Annotated in this window: 3 protein-coding genes; all 3 read right to left on the bottom strand. The window is 68.2% G+C overall.

Annotated features, from left to right (window positions below; translation table 11 throughout):
- Nucleotides 1–72 (bottom strand): hypothetical protein (locus tag VGD44_RS01150; RefSeq protein ID WP_331083004.1); only part of this gene is annotated, 72 nt, incomplete at its 3' end.
- 20 nt (nucleotides 73–92) lie between these two features.
- Nucleotides 93–1,292: a phosphoglycerate kinase gene (locus VGD44_RS01145; protein WP_331083002.1), complete on the bottom strand. Its 1,200-nt coding sequence runs from the start codon at nucleotides 1,290–1,292 to the stop codon at nucleotides 93–95.
- 7 nt (nucleotides 1,293–1,299) lie between these two features.
- A partial coding sequence (gene gap, locus VGD44_RS01140) for a type I glyceraldehyde-3-phosphate dehydrogenase (protein WP_331083000.1) occupies nucleotides 1,300–2,299 on the bottom strand: 1,000 nt, incomplete at its 5' end.

Genomic DNA, 2,299 nt, shown 5'->3' with positions numbered 1-2,299 from the left:
GTTGAACGCCGGGACGCCGTAGCCGTGCTCGGCGGCGTGATCGAGAAGCTGTCGAAGCGTAATCCGAGCCATATCAGGTCCCCACCTGTCCTTTATCGGGCCAGGGCCGCCACTCCGGGCAGCTCCTTGCCTTCCATCCATTCAAGAAACGCGCCGCCCGCCGTGGAGACGAACGTGAAGTCGTGCGCGACGCCGGCCGCGTTCAGAGCCGCAACCGTATCACCCCCGCCCGCGACCGCCACCAGCTTGCCGGACTTGGCGAGCTGGGCGGCGTGCTTCGCAGCCTCAACCGTCGCCTTGTCGAACGGTTCCACCTCGAAGACGCCGAAAGGGCCGTTCCAGATCAGGGTCTTGGCCTCTTCCATGGCGTCCAGCACCTGCCTGGTGGTGTTGGGGCCGATGTCGAAGATCTTCTCGTCGGCCGCGACGCCGTCGGGGCCCTCCAGATGGGCGATCCGGTGCGGGGCGTTCGGCGCGAGGTCCTTCGCCACCACCACGTCGGTCGGCAGGATCACGTGGCAGCCCGAGGCCTTGGCCTTCTCCAGGATCTCGCGGGCGGTGTCGGCCATATCCTTCTCGCAGAGGGAGCCGCCGATCTCGTAGCCCTGGGCGAAGCGGAAGGTGTTGGCCATGCCGCCGCCGATGGCGAGGAAGTCCAGCTTGCCGACCAGGTTGTTCAGGAGGTCGAGCTTGGTGGAGACCTTGGCGCCGCCGACGATGCCCAGGACCGGCCGCTGCGGATTGCCGAGCGCGGCGTCCAGGGCGTCCAGCTCCTTGCGCATCTGCTCGCCGGCGTAGGCGGGCAGCAGGCGGGCCAGGCCTTCGGTGGAGGCGTGCGCGCGATGGGCGGCGGAGAAGGCGTCGTTGACGAAGATGTCGCCGTTGGCGGCCAGGGCCTCGGCGAACTCGACGTCGTTCTTCTCCTCGCCGGCGTGATAGCGGACGTTCTCGAGCAGCAGGACGTCGCCGTCCTGCATGGCCTCGATCGCCTTGTGGACGTCGGGACCCACGCAGTCGTCAGCGAAGGCCACGGGCGCGCCGAGCAGCTTGGCGAGCGGGCCCACGACAGGTTGGAGGCTCATCTCCGGGACGCGCTTGCCCTTCGGCCGGTCGAAATGGGCCAGGAGGATCGTCTTCGCCCCGCCCTTACGGAGCTTCTCGATGGTCGGCAGCGCCGCGCGCAGGCGGGTGTCGTCGCTGACGGCCCCGTCCTGCATCGGCACGTTGAAATCCACACGAACCAGGGCGCGCCGGCCCTGCAGATCGGCGTCGTCGAGGGTTCGGAACGTCATGGCTGTCTTAGATCAGCTTCGCCATGTGGACGGCAGTGTCGCTCATCCGGGTCGAGAAGCCCCACTCGTTGTCGTACCAGGAGAGGATGCGGCCGAGGCCGCCGTCGATCATCTGGGTCTGCGGCAGGGCCACGGTCGACGACGCCGGATCGTGGTTGAAGTCCATGGAGACCAGCGGCGACTTGGTCACGGCGAGCACGCCCTTCAACGCGCCGCCCGCGGCGGCTTCCATGGCGGCGTTGATCTCTTCCACCGTGACCTTCTTGCTGGGCACGAAGTTGAGGTCGACCACCGAGACGTTCGGGGTCGGCACGCGGATCGAGCTGCCGTCGAGCTTGCCGGCCAGGGCCGGGATCACCAGGCCCAGGGCCTTGGCGGCGCCGGTGGACGTCGGGATCATCGACATGGCCGCGGCGCGGGCGCGGTAGAGGTCCTTGTGCAGGGTGTCCAGCGTCGGCTGGTCGCCCGTGTAGGAGTGGATGGTGGTCATGTAGCCGCGCTCGATGCCGCACAGCTCCTGCAGCACGTGGGCGACCGGCGCCAGGCAGTTGGTGGTGCACGACGCGTTCGAGATGATCAGGTCGTCCTTGGTCAGGGACGCGTGGTTCACGCCGTAGACGACGGTCTTGTCGACGCCTTCGCCGGGGGCCGAGATGATCACGCGCTTGGCGCCGGCTTCCAGGTGGGCGGCGGCCTTGTCCTTGGCGGTGAAGATGCCGGTGCACTCGAGCGCGATGTCGACGCCCAGGTCCTTGTGCGGCAGCTTGCCCGGGTCACGCTCGGCGGTGACCTTGATGCGGCCGTGGCCCGCCACCTCGATGAAGTCGCCGTCGACCTTCACCTCGGCCGGGAAGCGGCCGTGCACACTGTCGTAGCGCAGCAGGTGGGCGTTGGTCTCGACCGGGCCCAGGTCGTTGATGGCGACCACCTGGATGTCCTTGCGGCCGTGTTCGACGATCGAGCGCAGGACCAGGCGGCCGATGCGACCGAAACCGTTGATGGCGACG

Source organism: Phenylobacterium sp., from assembly GCF_036402295.1.
Classification (GTDB): domain Bacteria; phylum Pseudomonadota; class Alphaproteobacteria; order Caulobacterales; family Caulobacteraceae; genus Phenylobacterium.
The sequence above is the reverse complement of the archived record's forward strand: the minus strand, read 5'-3'. Positions and strand labels throughout refer to the sequence as shown.

Coding starts and splice junctions, on each gene's coding strand:
- VGD44_RS01145 (WP_331083002.1), bottom strand. CDS start 1,292: ATGACGTTCCGAACCCTCGACGACGCCGATCTGCAGGGCCGGCGCGCC.